Consider the following 15,396-nt stretch of genomic DNA (forward strand, 5'->3'; position numbering starts at 1 on the left):
GTTCACAGCTTGAACTTGATGAAATTTCAATTTAAACAGAGGTGAGAGGTGAACAATTTGCTTGTCTTTTCTGTAGGATTAAGCGAAAGCCTCCCGATGGAGGCTAAGTGTAATGAGAACAGTTTGATTGAGTCATTTTACTGACTTCTAGGACTTTGATAGGAGGCATAGGTATCAAATAAAGCGCCAACGAGACTACAGGTTATAGCAATGATCATACTCCCTTGTAAGGGGTGTCCACTGCCAAAGGTTGCCAGAAATTGTAAAATTTGCCTACAGGAAAATTGACCGATAGTTTCGAGATAGGGAAGACAACCGATAATTGCCGAGCTAGTTAATCCTAAACTGATCACCAGAATGGGAGTAAAAAAGCTGAGTGTCATCGTCAGTAATACAGAACGCAGAAAATCAGGAAATATACCCATAGTTAGAGGAATTGAGAATTGAATTCGCTTACCGCCAAAACAGAGGCAAGTTAATCTAGACGATATAACTTCTAAGATAAAGGTAATTTCTCGTTTCGTTCCACTCTGTCAGAAAACTTAAATTAATGTTCAAAAATCTTGGTTAAGATTTGTAGATAGTTGTTATGTTTCTTTGTCATTTTACCGTTAGGATTCATTTAAGCCAGATGCAAATTAATTCCAGCCTCGGACTTTGGACGCGCCGCTTCATTGCTGCTTTATTTTTGGGCGGACAGGTAATTGTTCATTTATTTCAGGGTAAAATTCATCGTCGTAACACTTTAGAACAAATGGCAACTGTCGGGCCGGAGTCCTTGCTAATTGCCTTAATCACAGCAGGTTTTGTCGGAATGGTGTTTACTATTCAAGTTTCCCGTGAGTTTATCACATTGGGTGCAGGAAATTTAGTGGGGGGTGTTCTTGCTCTTTCTCTAGCACGAGAATTGAGTCCAGTTTTAACTGCTGTCATTGTCACCGGACGAGTGGGTTCTGCATTTGCGGCAGAGATTGGAACGATGCAAGTTACGGAACAAATTGATGCGCTTTATGTATTAAAAACTGATCCCGTTGATTATTTAGTGATCCCCCGTGTGATTGCTTGTTGTTTGATGTTACCTTTACTCAATATAATTTGTCTAATTACAGGTTTAGCAGGTGGCTTACTAATTTCTAGTAACTTATATAACATTCCTCCAAATTTGTTTCTAGACTCTGTGCAGAATTTTCTCACCCTTTGGGATTTAATCAGTGGTGAAATCAAAGCGGTGGTGTTTGGGGGAGTGATTGCAGTGATTGGAACGAATTGGGGACTGACAACGACAGGCGGCGCCAAAGGTGTTGGACAATCAACAACAACGGCGGTTGTGACGGCTTTACTTTCGATCTTTATCCTTGACTTCTTCCTGTCTTGGTTGATGTTTCAGGGAGTCGGAAATTCCGTACTGTAGTTAGGGAACAGGTTACAGGGAACCAACTGTAAATCCCTTCCTTTTTACGGAGTTTCGCCTTACCCCTATTTTGGTAACATTTGTTTACATCACGCACACCTGACGCATTGGAGCATGAACGATGACCACAACTCCATCAACGACAACCATTCCCTCAAGTGTTGAACTAAGGCCCAATTTTATCATCCCGGCTGTACTGCTGTTGACGGGAATTCCGTTAATTTTCGTTCAGAAAGCACTAGGATTGATTATTGCCTTACTGGGACTGTTTCTACTGGTACAGACGACAACCATTCGTCTCCAGTTTACCGAAACAGCGCTCGATGTCTCCCGTTCGGGTAAATTACTTCGACATTTTCCCTACGCAGATTGGATCAACTGGGAAATTTTCTGGCCCGGTGTACCGATCTTGTTTTACTTCAAAGAAGTGAACAGCATTCACTTTCTGCCGATTATTTTTGATCCCAAAACCCTAAAAGGCTGTTTAGAAACTAAGTGTGGTAATATCAAATCCCCAGGCGTAGGACTTAGAAGTTAGGAGTGACTGGTAGGGGTAATTGATCAATTACTCCTACAACTGATAACTGTAAATCCCATCCTGTTGTTAAAATTAACTCTGATGGGAAACTTTTTATCAGTTCGACAGTTGTTGAGCATAATATAAAGACAACCCCCCTCTATCAAATCGCGTTTGGGCATCCCTGGCTTCAGTTTCAGTGTATGTTGTCGAACTCGTCTGACCCGAATTGAACCTCTGTTGATTCCATGAATTTAGACGAACCTCAAAATCAAGAGCAAAACGATCGCTCAAAAGAACTATCCGAACCGGATGAAAACCCTGTATCGGAGGAATTGTTCGCGTCTACGCAAGCTGCGACAGACTTCCAAACCGCGACGATTTTAAAANGATTCCATGAATTTAGACGAACCTCAAAATCAAGAGCAAAACGATCGCTCAAAAGAACTATCCGAACCGGATGAAAACCCTGTATCGGAGGAATTGTTCGCGTCTACGCAAGCTGCGACAGACTTCCAAACCGCGACGATTTTAAAAGACCAAATTCAGCAACTCAGAAAGGAAATCGCTGATTTACAAGCTGCTAAAGCCAAAATGCAGCATGAACAGATGGCTTTGACAGAGACAATGGGGAATTTAGTCTCTGAAACCTTAAGCCAACTTGAACAACGCCGCCAAACTCTACAAATTGAAGTCGAAAAGCTTGAACGCCGTCGAGAACGCATTCAGAATGAAATGCGAACCAGTTTTGCAGGAGTTTCTCAGGATTTAGCTATTCGGGTTCAGGGGTTCAAAGATTATCTCGTCGGAAGTTTGCAGGATTTAGTCAGTACCGCCGAACAGTTGGAACTGATCCCCCAATATCCAGAACNACGCCGCCAAACTCTACAAATTGAAGTCGAAAAGCTTGAACGCCGTCGAGAACGCATTCAGAATGAAATGCGAACCAGTTTTGCAGGAGTTTCTCAGGATTTAGCTATTCGGGTTCAGGGGTTCAAAGATTATCTCGTCGGAAGTTTGCAGGATTTAGTCAGTACCGCCGAACAGTTGGAACTGATCCCCCAATATCCAGAACCACCCATTGAAAGCGATCGCCCCCTTCCGAAACGAGAGATCGAACCCGAGCCGAGTTTAACGCCTCAGTTTGCTGAACAAGGATTTCAGGAACAATCCCAACAAATTCGCCGCATTCTTGATCAATATCGCACCATGCCAGACTATTATGGCCCGCCCTGGCAGTTGCGACGCACGTTTGAACCCATCCACGCTAAACGAGTTTCGACTTGGTTCTTTAACCAAGGGGGGCGGGGTGCATTACGCACGATGGGAAGTCGGTTACAAAATATTTTGATCGCCTCGGCGATTACTTCTGTTCTCAGAACCCTCTATGATCGCCGTCTACGCACTTTAATTTTAGCAAATAGCCCCGAACGTCTGGGCGAGTGGCGGCGTGGCTTACAGGACTGTCTAGGCCTTGATCGCAGAGATTTTAGCCCGGAGCGGGGTATTGCTTTGTTTGAAGATGCTAATATTGTGGCGATTAAAGCAGATCGACTCGTTCAAGATGGAAAATTGCCGTTTATTGTGGTGGATGATAGCGAAGAAAAAATTAGTCTGTCGTTGCTGCAATATCCCCTCTGGTTAGCCTTTGCACCCGAACCTCAATCTCAACAACAGCAACCCCTTTACCGTGAACTTTAACCGTTAACACGGCTGATTTTGCATTATTGTTGAAAAATGAGTATGGCGCATTGGGTAGAGAAAGATGCTTGAGTGGATTGGATTAAATTTTGGGTTGTTAGTGGCGGGTTATTTGTTAGGTTCTATTCCCACTGGCTATCTAGTGGCTAGAACATTCTATGGAATTGATTTGCGATCTGTGGGTTCGGGTTCAACCGGTGCGACGAATGTTTTAAGAAGTTGTGGCAAGTCTCCGGCGTCGTTTGTGTTGTTGGTTGATGTCCTCAAAGGGGTTTTGGCGATCGCATTGGTTTTCTTTGTTTATGCTTTAGAAATTACCCCTCAAATTGCTGCTTCTGCGAATATTCAAGATGTTAATCTGTTCTTATATTGGATAGCAACAGCAGCAGGTTTAATGGCTCTTTTAGGTCATACTAAACCCGTTTGGATTGGCTTTCAAGGCGGAAAAGCGGTGGNAAATTGGCAATTGGGTTTAGCAACTCTGGGGATTTTTGCCCTATTTCTAGCGATTTCTCGCATTGTTTCTCTAAGTTCTATTGCCGGAGCGGTGGGAATTGCCAGTTTAATGGTGATTACAAATCAACCTTTACCCTATCAAATTTTTGCGATTGTTGGGGGAATTTATGTGATTTTGCGTCATCGTAGCAATATTGAACGATTATTAAAAGGAACAGAACCCCGCATTGGTGAAACTTTATCAACAGAACAGCAGTAGATTCGTTGTAGGATGGGCATTGCCCGTTCTACTGTTGCTACGTTTTTTCTTATAAATCAGAAAACTACTACGATGAACAGTTTAAGCTGACCAAAATGGATCACTTAATAAAGTATATCCCCGATTTTCCATAAAACTGACTAAATCATTACTCTCACTAGAAGGAAACTCATATTTAATTTCTTCAATCAGAACTTGAATGAGTTTCGCTCCTAAAATATGTCGAAAACTACCGCGTAGTGCTTTCTCATACCAAGCTTCTAAATGAGATTGAGTAATAATCGACTGTATTCTAGATTTCCATCCAATTTGATTAAGCAATGAAATAATAGTTTTTTCTTCAGAATCTCTGCAAACAATTACTATCCGATCTGCTGTAATATGGGAAACGATACCTTCAGCAAGACTCTCATTTAGTGAAAGATGTTTGATTTGTATGGCTGGCCCATAATTCGCCCACATATCTAAACCTCGGTCAGCAGCGTTAGTCACTCCTACTCTATAGAACTTAGCATNGCAATGAAATAATAGTTTTTTCTTCAGAATCTCTGCAAACAATTACTATCCGATCTGCTGTAATATGGGAAACGATACCTTCAGCAAGACTCTCATTTAGTGAAAGATGTTTGATTTGTATGGCTGGCCCATAATTCGCCCACATATCTAAACCTCGGTCAGCAGCGTTAGTCACTCCTACTCTATAGAACTTAGCATTTGCAGTAAAAGAAGGATTCTGACTGTTAATTGAGAGAACTTTTTGTGTAAAATCTTCAAATTCTTGGAGTATATCTAACTTGTTAATATCAAGTTCTACTTTAACTGTTACATTAAGTTCTTCTATAAGAACTTTAAAAAGAGCATACACAACAATTTCGTAAATTTTATCTATACTTCTCTTTAACCCAGGATTATTTTGAAATTGCCCGATAAATTCAGTGAGTTCAAAATTTTCAATATCTGACTTCATACAATAGGCTAATCCCGAAGTCATTTGTGAGTATCTTTCTATAAATTTCCGATAGATATAAGCTTCAACAATGCCTGATTTATTTTTATTCTCCTCTCCAAGCAGCATCAAAACTTCGGGTGGAGTTGCGTTTTGCTCGAATAAATTATCTTGATACCGTGAACTCGAATTAGTAATTCTCCCTAAAAAACGTTTACAAATAACATCTCTCCATCTTTTTGAAGCTGTCCTATAGGTATTGATATCGGCGAGAGTCAAGTCATCAAATACTCGATGATGATACAGAATTTCAGCAACTTGAATCGGTTTATAAAAATGAACTCTAGCTTTGTTTATAATATTATCCAAAGCGTTTTTTGCTTCGTTTAAGCTGACTGACATTTTTACTATGACTCCTTTTATTCAAATTTAGCAAAGTCAATAAATAACTGTCTAGGTTCTTCAGGAACAGGTTGTTTTTCTTCTAAGGCTTTTAACATCTGTTTTGCGATCGCACGAACGACTGGAACCGGAACACTATTACCCGTTTGTTTTCTGATTTCAGCGTGAGATACAACGATTTTAAACGATTCTGGAAAGCCTTGCAAACGCAAAAGTTCCCGTGACGATAGACGTCGAACTCCATTCACTAAAAGATAGTTATAAGAAGCCCCACTTCTCAAAGCGCAGGAATAGGGAAGCACAGAAATATTTCCCGATTTATTTTCATGCCAAATTGATGGATAAAAGGGCTTAACTTTCAATTTGTTAATTCTCTTTTGTTGGATAAACTCAGAAGCAAACAAACTTTGATCAACTTTTTCATCGGGTTCTAATATATCGGATAAACTCATTCTTTTTTTTACGGGTTTGGGAAAGTCAAAATTGATGTTATCTAAAAATCCAACAATATAAGTTCGTTCTCGCTTTTGCGGTAAACCAAAATCTAGCGCATTGAGAACTTCTGTATAAATGTGATAACCTAGATTTTGCAGGAGTTCGGTAATAACTTTAAACGTTTTTCCTTTGTCGTGAGTTCTAAGCTGTTTGACATTTTCCAATAAAAACGCTTGAGGAAGATGTTCTCTTAAAATCATCTCAATATTATAAAATAACGTTCCTCTGGCTTCATTAAACCCTGCCATTTTGCCAATAATACTAAACGCTTGACAGGGAAACCCCGCCAATAAAATATCATGTTGAGGAATCAAACAAGGATCAATGGTGGTAATATCACCTAAAGGACATTCACCAAAATTTGCTTGATAGGTTTTTTGGGCGGCTTCATCCCATTCAGAAGAAAACACACATTTTCCCCCCAGTTCCTCAAAAGGGAGACGAATTCCCCCAATTCCCGCAAATAAATCAATAAACGTGAAATTGTATTTTGTTAATCTATTACNACGTTGGACAGGAAACCACCGCCAATAAAATATCATGTTGAGGAATCAAACAAGGATCAATGGTGGTAATATCACCTAAAGGACATTCACCAAAATTTGCTTGATAGGTTTTTTGGGCGGCTTCATCCCATTCAGAAGAAAACACACATTTTCCCCCCAGTTCCTCAAAAGGGAGACGAATTCCCCCAATTCCCGCAAATAAATCAATAAACGTGAAATTGTATTTTGTTAATCTATTACTCATTCATCAGTTTTTAAAGCGATCGCGAAAATTACCACAAAAGCCAAAAGATTTAATTTCTTAGTGTCTTAGTGTCTTAGTGGTTTATCCTCCTAAAATTACCACAAAGGCACAAAGTCACGAAGATTTGATTTCTTAGTGTCTTGGTGTTTTATCCTCCTAAAAATTACCACAAAAGCCAAAAGATTTGATTTCTTAGTGTCTTGGTGTCTTGGTGGTTTATCCTCCTAAAAATTACCACAAAGGCACAAAGTCACGAAGATTTGATTTCTTGGTGTCTTGGTGGTTTATCCTCCTAAAATTACCACAAAGGCAGAAAGAGATGCTTGCTTAGTGTCTTAGTGTCTTGGTGGTTTTTTTTCCTGAAAATTACCACAAAGGCACAAAGTCACGAAGATTTGATTTCTTTGTGTCTTGGTGTTTTTTTCTCCTTTTTCTGTTACTTTCCTAACTGTTTTGAACGTTCACAAGCCGCTTTTACTGCTTCTATTAATGCGGAACGAAAAGCCGCCTGTTCGAGTTTGCCGACGCCTGCTATTGTAGTTCCGCCTGGACTGGTGACGCGATCTTTCAATTCTGCGGGGTGCATACCTGTCTGTTTTAATAATTCTGCGGTGCCTAGAACGGTCTGTAAAGCCAGTTTTGAAGCGATCGCTCTCGGGAGTCCTGCTGCTACACCGCCATCGCTTAGAGCCTCAACCATCAGGGCAACATAAGCAGGCCCCGAACCGGATAACCCTGTTACCGCATCCATCAAATATTCTGGTACTTCCACAACGTCCCCAACTGCTGCTAGAATTTGTTCAGCCAGTTTGAGATGATGGGGTTGAACAGCTTTACCGGGAGCGATCGCACTAATTCCAGCGCCGACGGTTGCGGGAGTATTGGGCATCACCCGAATCACGGGACGATGAATGAAAGCCGCTTCTAACTTACTTAACGGTACCCCTGCTAAAATCGAAATAATCGTCACCTCAGATTCAGGGTTCGGAGAATCTCCTAAACTGAGGGCTGCTAAATCTGAAATTACAGTGTCTAAGATTTGAGGTTTAACCGCCAACAGCAGCACCTCTGTGACCTGTGCGGCTTGGCTATTCTCATCTGTGACCTCCACCCCATACTGTTGCTGGAGAACAGCTCTACGCGGCTCATGGGGTTCGCTAACGATTACATCTGTTGGGTGATAGATATTCTGAGCAATTAAACGGGAGAGAAGCGCTTCTCCCATCACCCCGCCACCAATTAAACCGAATTTGAATCCTGTCATTTGTTGAGTGTAAAATGTCAGAGTCAGTGGTCAGCAATTGTAAAGTCTGATTTCTGATCTCTGACTTGGATAACGCTACTACTGCACCGCTTGTTTCTCGGATTGCCACATCGAAGTCATCGGGGAAGGAATGCGAGTGCGTCCTTGGCTGGGCATTTCGTTCATCACGCCTGACTGAGTTCTAACTTGAACACAACTGGGCGTAAACAGGAAAATGCTTTCACCAATTCGTTCTTGATGACCATCAAGGGCGTAGGTTCCTCCAGCTACGAAGTCTACTGCTCTTTGGGCTTGGTCTGGGTCCATCATGGTGAGATTGAGAACGACAGACTTTCTTTCTTTGAGCGCTCTAATAGCCGCAGGCATTTCTTCAAAAGTACGAGGTTCCATGACCACGACTTCTGAAATTCCGTTTAACGCTCCTGGCATACCGATCACATTGTTCATGGTTGACCCCAATCCTTCTGATGTTACCGTACTTGCTGTAGGGTTAGTAGCCCCAACTGTCCGTTCTCTAGGGCGACGGACGCTCCGACGTTCTTCCTCTACGGGTGCAGGGGAAGCGAGTTCTTGGGGAGGCTGATAAACATTTTGATATTGATCCCCCTCCATTTCATCGTATTCATAATCGTACTCAACAGAGTCATTGAGTCCTACAAAATCCCGTAGCTTACCAAAAATAGAGTTCACGGTTTCTTCTCCATAACGACTCTTTCTCCCGACTAGACACCCATTTTAGGGGAGCTAGCAGGGATTGACTATAGTCAGTTTTTCTCGAACTCGATAGCTTTACCAGAAAATATACTATCTTGTTTAGGTTGTACGCGCACCAAAGAGAATTTGTCCAGGCCGAATCATTGTTGCACCTGCTTGTATAGCTAAAGTATAATCCCCAGACATTCCCATTGAGAGTTCTTTGATCTCGAGATTTGACCAGCGTTGTTGTTGAATTTTTTGGGCTAACTGGCGAGTTTGCTCAAAGACATTCAACGTTTCCGAATCATTTAATCCTAAAGGGGGAATGGTCATTAGACCTTGAATTTGAATGTGCTGGCATTGATTAAGTTCCGCTAAGTCGTCTAAAAGTTGAGAAACGCTCCAACCATATTTATTGGGATCGCTTAAAATCTTAACTTGTAGGCAGACTTGAGGCTGACAACCCGATTCTTCAGCGAGTCTGTCTAGGCGTTGAGCGAGTTTGAGACTATCAACGGAGTGAATCCATTGAAAGTGCTGCACAGCTTTTATCGCTTTGTTGGTTTGGATATGACCAATTAAATGCCAGGTGATATCGGACAAATCTTGCAGTTGCTCTTGTTTTTCCATCGCCTCTTGAATGCGATTTTCGCCAAAATCCCGGATTCCGGCTGCGTAGGCGATACGAATCACATCAGCCGATACTGTTTTGGTGACAGCAACGATTCGCACAGAATCGGGGACTTGGGAGCGAATTTCAGCAATACGTTCGGCGGTGGAATGGGTCATAATTTCGTGATGCGTGGTTCGAGAAGGGAGGGAAAGTCGGATGTCAGGAAAACTCGGGTTCCCTCTGTCTTCTTTTCCCTTTCTTATTCTCTCGTGAAACCACAAACAATAAACACCCCAAAGTTATTGAAATGTGCGTTGATGAATGACTTGTAGATTTTTATGTTCTTCAACCTGGCCTGTTCGGCGCAACATTCTCAGACGGATTTCTACAACCAGTCGGGCGTCTGAACGGCTAACGGGTTCAAATTTCAAACCGCTTGGCCCGTGAGTGACTAAAAAAAACAGTCGTTGGGCGTACAGCGTGGTAAACAGTTCTTGATTATCCTCAACTTGACATACTCTAAACAGTAAGCCAAAGTTGGGGTGATTCATGTAAGTTTCAGTTGTCATTCAGCCTAAAATTTAGCAAATAAGTAGCTCTCTAAAACAGTCGATAGCAGTCAGATTGAGCAAGTTATGAAATCTAACTCTACCATCTATTGGCAGTCATAAAGATCCAGATATCTAGACAGGATACTGAACAAGGTTGATGAAATGCCACTCCAATAAATTCTTTCTCCTGTAAGATGATCTCTGTTGNTTCAGTTGTCATTCAGCCTAAAATTTAGCAAATAAGTAGCTCTCTAAAACAGTCGATAGCAGTCAGATTGAGCAAGTTATGAAATCTAACTCTACCATCTATTGGCAGTCATAAAGATCCAGATATCTAGACAGGATACTGAACAAGGTTGATGAAATGCCACTCCAATAAATTCTTTCTCCTGTAAGATGATCTCTGTTGTTTTTGACTGTTTTCTAGGGTTACTAGAGTGAGTTTCTGAGGTTCAACTGAGCGGATTCTCAGATCCTTGATAGCCGGACTTGAGAACTTAAAATTTGGGAGCAGACCAGGCTCGAATCATTATAAATTGCATCATCGCTTATGGGTTTGTCGTTAATGTAAACTTTACCTTTTTGACACTCCCGCCGAAGACCTGCGGTATAGCGGGGGATTCTTGCTTCTCAGACACGCGCGCTAGAGCCGAAGCCCCCCGCCAGTAAGTCTCCACAAGCATTTTCAGACACGCTCTGCCCGAGCGCATCAATACCACGATTCCGAATCACCTGCGCGGCGGCGACATCCCGGTGGGTGATGTACCTGCATTCCGGGCAATTATGAACCCGCTCCGAGAGTAACTTCTTACCCGTCGTCGCCCCGCAATTCGGACAAATTTGGCTGCTGTAATCTTTGTTGACCTCACCCACAAAAACGCCCCGCTTCCATCCTACCCACTTGAGGATGGTTACGAACTGACCGAAGCCAGCATCGAGACAGTGCTTAGATAACATTCCCCGCCCCCACGAACGGAAGTCAATGTCTTCGATAAAGATGGACTGTCCGCGATCGCAGAGGTGGTGAGCAAGTTTAAAATGCCAGTCTTTTCGAGTTTCCTGAATTCGTTGGTGAAGTCGAGCAATTTTTTGGTTCAGCTTGTGCCGATTGTTAGACCCCTTCTGCTTGTGCTTTAATCTCCGTTGCAGCGATTTCAGCTTGCGATGGAAGCGGTTCAAAAATCTGGGTCTGTTTATCAGTTCCCCATCCGACGTTGCCAAGAATTTCTCTAACCCGAGGTCGATACCCAAAGGATGCCCGTGAAAAGGAACATTTGGGACGCTGACATCGGATTGCAGAGACAGCATCACGAAGTAGCCGGATGCCCTCCGAACAATTCGGGCTTGCTTGGGTTTGAATCCGTCAGGAATTTCCCGAGACTTGAAAACCTTAACCCATCCGAGTTGAGGTAACTTAATTCGGTTGCCGTTGACGATCTCGCCTTTAAGCTGAGGATAAATAAAAGACCGCATCCGGTAACGATTCTTAAATCTGGGAAACCCAAACCNCGAAGTAGCCGGATGCCCTCCGAACAATTCGGGCTTGCTTGGGTTTGAATCCGTCAGGAATTTCCCGAGACTTGAAAACCTTAACCCATCCGAGTTGAGGTAACTTAATTCGGTTGCCGTTGACGATCTCGCCTTTAAGCTGAGGATAAATAAAAGACCGCATCCGGTAACGATTCTTAAATCTGGGAAACCCAAACCCTCTGGCTTTCATATCAACAAACGCCCGATCCAAGGTTCTTAAGATTTGCTGAAGAACCTGGGCGTTAACTGACTTCAACCGTTCGTTATTTTTCTTGGCTTGCGTCAGCGCTTTCGTTTGGTAGTGATAACCGGGGAAGGGTGCGTCGGCGGGGATGATGTACTCGTTAACAATCGAGCAGGCATTAACGGGAGCCAAGCGAGAGTTGAGCCAATTCTTACGTTCTTTCAAGGCAAAATTCCACACCGAGCGACAGACATCTAAGGTGCGTTCTATCACCTCTACCTGTTGCTGTGTGGGTTTCAACCTGTACTCGTAGGTCAGCGTCAACATCGTCGAAATTTCAATCCAATGCCCGGGTTATAGTATTAGAACAGATTCTACACAGATTGGGCTGTTGTGTAGACGTTCTCCCTGCGGTCGATTTTTATTGGCGAAAATTCATCTCACCGTTAACCCTGGGGGTATAACGGGAGTCCTCTTTTCGCATTTTCAGATAGAAGGGTCGGGGTCACTGCTCAATGTTGAAATTGGCTGAAAAGTTAAAGTGTACTGGAAAATTTACTAATCTTCAATCGGTTTGACTGAAATTTTTCCGAAATCGTCTTAAGCTTGCGCTCCCAAAATAAACCGCAGCGTCCAGAATACAGTTAAAGCAGCCAGTGCGAACCGATCAACCCATCGGATTTGCAGTTGATACCATTTGACATGATGTTGATTAGGAGTGGTGAAACCCCTGACGGTCATCGCACTCGCCATCTGTTCGGCTCGTAGTAATAAATTTTCTAACAAGCGTTCAGCAATCATCAACCAAACTTGAGTGGCTCGGCGAAATCCGAGTTTTTTCCAGTTAATCGCTCGGGTTCGCACAGAGCGGACTAAATTTTGAATTTCTTCTAAAACTAAGGGAAAAAACCGTAGGGAAAGCGTCAACGTTAAGGCGATTTCGGTGACGGGTAAGTTAAATCGTCGCAAGGGTTCCATCACATTTTGAATGGCGGTGGCGATTTCTTCGGAAGCTGTTGTCAGCAAATATAAGTTGGTGCTGTAGACCAGCGTAAACAGTAAGGTACTGACGCGAATTCCTAAATCAACCGNATTTCTTCTAAAACTAAGGGAAAAAACCGTAGGGAAAGCGTCAACGTTAAGGCGATTTCGGTGACGGGTAAGTTAAATCGTCGCAAGGGTTCCATCACATTTTGAATGGCGGTGGCGATTTCTTCGGAAGCTGTTGTCAGCAAATATAAGTTGGTGCTGTAGACCAGCGTAAACAGTAAGGTACTGACGCGAATTCCTAAATCAACCGAGTAGCGAGTAATTTTTAATGGCCCTTGCTCGACTAACACATAGCGATAAGAAGTGGGTTGGGGTAAAGGTGTAGTGATCTGTTCTGGGGGTTGAGGGAGTGCAAAGCTAATCTCATCAGAGGGGAGACGGGGTTGATGTTCGGCGATAATTCCATCGGGCATTATACAACTGACGACAAACAACAAACTACAAAACATCAGCAGCCAGCCCATTTGTCGTTTCCAGACTCGCAAAGGAATTCTCGCACCAAGAGTAATAATAATCAGTAACCCCACCAACGCGAGTCGCCAAATGGCGTTGGCTAACAACGGCGCTAACAAAAAACTCATCAACCAGGCTAGTTTGACTCGCGCATCCAGTCGATGTAGCCAGGTGATTGGTTCTTCTAAATATAAACCGATCGGCAGCGATCGCAATAAATCCATGATTTCATTCCAGCAGGGAACAGCTCATTAGGCAACAGGCAACAGGCAACAGGCAAAAGGGAAATAACTGTTAACACAAAAAACGGGTCACTGGTACGGGTAATTCATCAATTGCCCCTACAACTGTCAACTGCAAAGACTGGTGAGTGTTAAACTTTTGTGGCTCGGTTGGCTGTATTGCGTTCGACTTCTCGGGCTGGTTTCCCGCGCCAAATTAACCGAATAGGTGTGCCTAAAAAGCCCAATTGTTGGCGAAATTGACTTTCCATATAACGACGGTAATTTTCATTAAATCGTTTGGGATCATTGACAAATAATACCAGTGTTGGCGGTTGGCTACTGACTTGAGTCCCATAATAAATTTTCCCTTGTTTACCCTGGCGAGTGGTGGGGGGAGAATGCCAACTGACGGCTTCTTCGATCACGTCGTTAATCACGGCGGTACTAACGCGGCGTTGATGTTCGGCGACTGCTTGATCGACTAAATCAATAATTTTTTCAACTCGTTGTCCGGTTAAGGCACTGACAAAAATGGTTTTCGCCCATTCGATGAAATACAGTCTTGATTTGACTTCTCGTTCGTATTCTAAAATGGTGTAGGTATCTTTCTCAACGGTATCCCATTTATTGACGACAATTACACAAGCGCGACCTTCTTCTACGATGCGATTTGCTAACTTGAGATCCTGTTCGGTGACGCGATCAACGGCATCAATCACTAACAGCACAACATCGGCTCGACGAATGGCTTTAAAGGCACGATTAATGCCAAAAAATTCCGCCCCATATTCGACATTTTTTTTGCGTCGAATTCCGGCTGTATCAATTAAACGGTAAGTCTTTTCGTTGCGTTCAACGACGGTATCGATCGCATCCCGAGTTGTACCGGAAATCGGGCTAACAATGGCGCGATTTTCTCCTAAAAAGGCATTCAATAAACTGGATTTTCCAACATTCGGACGCCCGACAATTGCCACTCGAATTTCGGTGGATTCTTCGATTTCATCACGGCGGGGAATATATTGGATTAATTCATCGAGTAACTCGCCTGTGCCACTGCCATGTATGCTGGAAATGGGGAAAGGATTTCCTAAGCCAAGTTCCCAAAATTGCATCGATTGCATTAAGCCGGCTGTGGGAGATTCGCATTTATTCACGGCTAAGAGTACCGGAACCGAATGTTCACGCAACCAACTGGCGATCGCTTCATCTCCCCCCGTTAGCCCGACTTGTCCATCTACTACAAAAATCGCGACTGTGGCTTCTGCTAAAGCGACCATCACCTGTTCACGAATCAGGGGCAAAAATTCGGTATCATCATCAAAAATCAAGCCTCCGGTATCGACCACCGAAAACTCTCGATCTTGCCAATAGGCGTGGCGATAGGTGCGATCGCGAGTCATCCCCGGTTGATCGTGAACAATGGCTTCTTGGCTTTCAGTGAGGCGGTTTACCAGGGTAGATTTACCTACATTTGGGCGTCCAATAATTGCGACAATCGGTAAGGGCATGGGGTTTAGAGCAGCTCGTCACTGGCAATCTTCTATATTCAACCTTCTATTGTAGCGAGTTCTCTTGGAAATTGAGACAAAATGTGAGAAAACCCTGAGAAGGGTCTGAGGTCAATTTCATTAATTTTCAGCATTTTCTATTTTACATATCATCTGTTTCCCAAGTTGAGCTTCTATCTTAGTTAGTGTAAGGAAATCGGAAACGGAGATAAGTTTATGCTCATCAACACTTTAAAAACGGTTAGTATCGCTTCTGTTATTCTCTTAAATACAGTGATCGGTGAAGTGGCTTTGACCTCTGTCGCTTCGACGCTTCCCGCCTCGGCTGCAACTCCATTGATCGCTCAAAATAATAATATTATTGCAACGGGTTCTTTTGTAAC

Annotated in this window: 14 protein-coding genes and 6 pseudogenes; 6 read left to right on the forward strand and 14 right to left on the reverse strand. The window is 43.0% G+C overall.

Annotated features, from left to right (window positions below; translation table 11 throughout):
- Positions 1-137: 137 nt before the first annotated feature.
- Positions 138-425 (reverse strand): hypothetical protein, encoded by a 288-nt coding sequence (locus WN50_RS10745; protein WP_046277748.1) that lies wholly within the window; start codon positions 423-425, stop codon positions 138-140.
- 206 nt (positions 426-631) lie between these two features.
- Here WN50_RS10745 and WN50_RS10750 point away from each other — a divergent pair, with 206 nt between their 5' ends.
- The 6 genes and pseudogenes from WN50_RS10750 to WN50_RS36065 all read left to right on the forward strand — a co-directional run.
- Positions 632-1,411 carry an MlaE family lipid ABC transporter permease subunit gene (locus WN50_RS10750; RefSeq protein WP_046277747.1) on the forward strand — a complete coding sequence of 260 codons (780 nt, stop codon included), beginning with the start codon at positions 632-634 and terminating at the stop codon, positions 1,409-1,411.
- Positions 1,412-1,532: 121 nt separating this feature from the next.
- Entirely contained in the window at positions 1,533-1,949 is a 417-nt protein-coding gene (locus tag WN50_RS10755; RefSeq protein WP_046277746.1) for a DUF3119 family protein, read from the forward strand.
- A 606-nt stretch (positions 1,950-2,555) separates the two neighbouring features.
- A partial coding sequence (locus tag WN50_RS37480) for a DUF3086 domain-containing protein (RefSeq protein WP_425354797.1) occupies positions 2,556-2,799 on the forward strand: 244 nt, incomplete at its 3' end.
- A gap of 1 nt (position 2,800) precedes the next feature.
- Positions 2,801-3,629 (forward strand): annotated as a pseudogene (locus WN50_RS36055) (DUF3086 domain-containing protein); the annotation flags it as partial.
- Between the two features lie 64 nt (positions 3,630-3,693).
- On the forward strand, positions 3,694-4,084 hold a 391-nt coding region (locus WN50_RS36060), incomplete at its 3' end, for a glycerol-3-phosphate acyltransferase (RefSeq protein ID WP_235440914.1).
- Position 4,085: 1 nt separating this feature from the next.
- A pseudogene (locus tag WN50_RS36065) lies at positions 4,086-4,344 on the forward strand (glycerol-3-phosphate acyltransferase); the annotation flags it as partial.
- 81 nt (positions 4,345-4,425) lie between these two features.
- On the opposite strand, the gene WN50_RS37485 reads toward WN50_RS36065, so the two are convergent.
- The 13 genes and pseudogenes from WN50_RS37485 to der all read right to left on the reverse strand — a co-directional run bounded on the left by WN50_RS37485 (position 4,426) and on the right by der (position 15,013).
- Positions 4,426-4,806: a HaeII family restriction endonuclease gene (locus WN50_RS37485; protein ID WP_053221483.1), complete on the reverse strand. Its 381-nt coding sequence runs from the start codon at positions 4,804-4,806 to the stop codon at positions 4,426-4,428.
- A gap of 54 nt (positions 4,807-4,860) precedes the next feature.
- Positions 4,861-5,692 (reverse strand): annotated as a pseudogene (locus WN50_RS37490) (HaeII family restriction endonuclease); the annotation flags it as partial.
- 17 nt (positions 5,693-5,709) lie between these two features.
- Positions 5,710-6,660: a DNA (cytosine-5-)-methyltransferase gene (gene dcm, locus WN50_RS37495; protein ID WP_063847383.1), complete on the reverse strand. Its 951-nt coding sequence runs from the start codon at positions 6,658-6,660 to the stop codon at positions 5,710-5,712.
- A gap of 33 nt (positions 6,661-6,693) precedes the next feature.
- Positions 6,694-6,937, reverse strand: a pseudogene (locus tag WN50_RS10785) (DNA cytosine methyltransferase); the annotation flags it as partial.
- A 436-nt stretch (positions 6,938-7,373) separates the two neighbouring features.
- Positions 7,374-8,201: a pyrroline-5-carboxylate reductase gene (gene proC / locus WN50_RS10790; RefSeq protein WP_046278976.1), complete on the reverse strand. Its 828-nt coding sequence runs from the start codon at positions 8,199-8,201 to the stop codon at positions 7,374-7,376.
- A gap of 78 nt (positions 8,202-8,279) precedes the next feature.
- Entirely contained in the window at positions 8,280-8,891 is a 612-nt protein-coding gene (locus WN50_RS10795; RefSeq protein ID WP_046278977.1) for a cell division protein SepF, read from the reverse strand.
- A 123-nt stretch (positions 8,892-9,014) separates the two neighbouring features.
- Positions 9,015-9,686, reverse strand: coding sequence for a YggS family pyridoxal phosphate-dependent enzyme (locus tag WN50_RS10800; RefSeq protein ID WP_046278978.1), 672 nt, complete (start codon positions 9,684-9,686; stop codon positions 9,015-9,017).
- A gap of 123 nt (positions 9,687-9,809) precedes the next feature.
- Positions 9,810-10,079, reverse strand: a complete 270-nt coding sequence (gene pipX / locus WN50_RS10805) for a transcriptional coactivator PipX (protein WP_046278979.1) — start codon at positions 10,077-10,079, stop codon at positions 9,810-9,812.
- A gap of 612 nt (positions 10,080-10,691) precedes the next feature.
- Positions 10,692-11,569, reverse strand: an 878-nt coding sequence (locus tag WN50_RS10810) for an RNA-guided endonuclease InsQ/TnpB family protein (protein ID WP_152964774.1), incomplete at its 5' end; no start/stop codon positions are given.
- A gap of 1 nt (position 11,570) precedes the next feature.
- Positions 11,571-12,102, reverse strand: a pseudogene (locus WN50_RS10815) (RNA-guided endonuclease InsQ/TnpB family protein); the annotation flags it as partial.
- 273 nt (positions 12,103-12,375) lie between these two features.
- Positions 12,376-12,866: energy-coupling factor transporter transmembrane component T family protein (locus WN50_RS33940; RefSeq protein ID WP_425354796.1), on the reverse strand; the 491-nt coding region annotated here is incomplete at its 5' end.
- A 1-nt stretch (position 12,867) separates the two neighbouring features.
- Positions 12,868-13,502: pseudogene (locus tag WN50_RS33945) on the reverse strand (energy-coupling factor transporter transmembrane component T family protein); the annotation flags it as partial.
- Positions 13,503-13,651: 149 nt separating this feature from the next.
- The gene (gene der, locus WN50_RS10825) at positions 13,652-15,013 is read right to left on the reverse strand and encodes a ribosome biogenesis GTPase Der (protein WP_046278982.1); all 1,362 of its coding nucleotides are present in this window, start codon (positions 15,011-15,013) and stop codon (positions 13,652-13,654) included.
- Positions 15,014-15,396: the final 383 nt, after the last annotated feature.

This window comes from Limnoraphis robusta CS-951, from assembly GCF_000972705.2.

Excerpts from the sequence above, each read along its gene's own strand:
- WN50_RS10745 (WP_046277748.1), bottom strand. The coding sequence starts at position 425 with ATGGGTATATTTCCTGATTTTCTGCGTTCTGTATTACTGACGATGACA.
- WN50_RS10750 (WP_046277747.1), top strand. The coding sequence starts at position 632 with ATGCAAATTAATTCCAGCCTCGGACTTTGGACGCGCCGCTTCATTGCT.
- WN50_RS10755 (WP_046277746.1), top strand. The coding sequence starts at position 1,533 with ATGACCACAACTCCATCAACGACAACCATTCCCTCAAGTGTTGAACTA.
- WN50_RS37485 (WP_053221483.1), bottom strand. The coding sequence starts at position 4,806 with ATGTGGGCGAATTATGGGCCAGCCATACAAATCAAACATCTTTCACTA.
- proC (WP_046278976.1), bottom strand. The coding sequence starts at position 8,201 with ATGACAGGATTCAAATTCGGTTTAATTGGTGGCGGGGTGATGGGAGAA.
- WN50_RS10800 (WP_046278978.1), bottom strand. The coding sequence starts at position 9,686 with ATGACCCATTCCACCGCCGAACGTATTGCTGAAATTCGCTCCCAAGTC.
- pipX (WP_046278979.1), bottom strand. The coding sequence starts at position 10,079 with ATGACAACTGAAACTTACATGAATCACCCCAACTTTGGCTTACTGTTT.
- der (WP_046278982.1), bottom strand. The coding sequence starts at position 15,013 with ATGCCCTTACCGATTGTCGCAATTATTGGACGCCCAAATGTAGGTAAA.